This is a genomic window from Devosia sp. LjRoot16 (assembly GCF_964252795.1).
GTDB lineage: Bacteria > Pseudomonadota > Alphaproteobacteria > Rhizobiales > Devosiaceae > Devosia_A.
In genome coordinates, this window is the sequence record NZ_CAXUPH020000014.1 from 1 (window position 1) to 1,146 (window position 1,146).

At 64.9% G+C, this 1,146-nt stretch carries 1 protein-coding gene; it reads right to left on the bottom strand.

Annotated elements, in window-relative coordinates; genetic code table 11:
- Positions 1-128: 128 nt before the first annotated feature.
- Positions 129-1,082 (bottom strand): IS5 family transposase, encoded by a 954-nt coding sequence (locus ACSQ23_RS28455; protein WP_055875837.1) that lies wholly within the window; start codon positions 1,080-1,082, stop codon positions 129-131.
- Between the last annotated feature and the right edge of the window lie 64 nt (positions 1,083-1,146).

Sequence of the window (1,146 nt, forward strand, 5' to 3'; positions counted from 1 at the left end):
GGGGACTGTTGCGCAGTTGGCGAGGGCTGGTGGTTTGGGCCGCAGGCGTAGCCCTGAGGGGGCGGTTCTGGCGGCTTTTGCTGAGTAGGATTGGTAAGTGCGGTGGTTTAGGCTGCCACCGGACGCAGCTAGGCCGTGATGGCGGCCCAACGCCTGAGATTGAAGGCGATGGCGCACAGGGTGATCTGGGCACTGGCCTTGAGTAGTCCAACGTAGCGGATGCGAGTGAGCTTCATGCGGTTCTTGAGCGTGGCGAAGGTGGTCTCGACCGCAGCGCGTCGCCGCGCGATCAGTCGGTTGTAGTGCTTGAGCCGGGGACTGAGCTCGGGATGGTGGCGGTTGGCCCGGCGCGCCAGCCTGGGCTTGATGCCACGCGCCTTGAGCGAGGCCTGACGCTCATGGGTATGGTAGGCCGCATCAGCCCACACAACCTTCTCGTCTCCGCGGATCAACAGATCGGCCGGAGTCGTGTCGTTGATGTTGGCCGGCGTGGTCAGCACCGAGCGGATGAAGCCACCCGGCCCCTCGTCCACCCCGACATGCGCCTTGTAGCCGAACGTCGAACCGGGCTTGCCGGTGCGCTTGGCAAAGCCCGCATCGGGGTCCAGCGACTGCCGGTCTCCACTGCTCGGACGGCTCACCGTCTCGATCACCGTGGCATCCAGCATCGTGCCACGCTTCAGCATCACCCCAGCCGCCTCAAGCTGCTTGTCCAGTTCGGCGAACAGCTTCTCGTACAGCCCATGCTCCACCAGTTCGTTGCGGAACCGGTTGAGCACGCTGTGGTCCGGCACGCTCTCCTCGTAGCTCAGCCCCACGAAGCGCCGGAAGCTCAACCGGTCGGCGAGCGCCGCCTCCAGTTCCCGCTCGCTCAACCCATGCAGCGCCCCGACCAGCAGGGCCTTGAACAGAACCAGCGGCGGCCACGCCGCCCGACCCGCCCCGCCATCCCGCAGGCCAGCAAGCTGCTTGTCGAACCGGTACCACCGTACCAGCCGAGACAACCGATCCAGCGGACCATCACCCGAACCGGCAAGAACTGCATCGGCAAAACCCAACTGCCCTGTCCGCTTGATCGCCATCGGTCATCAACTCCGCTCTCCATAGTCACGGAATCACACCTGCAGAATTATGCAACAGGCCCCT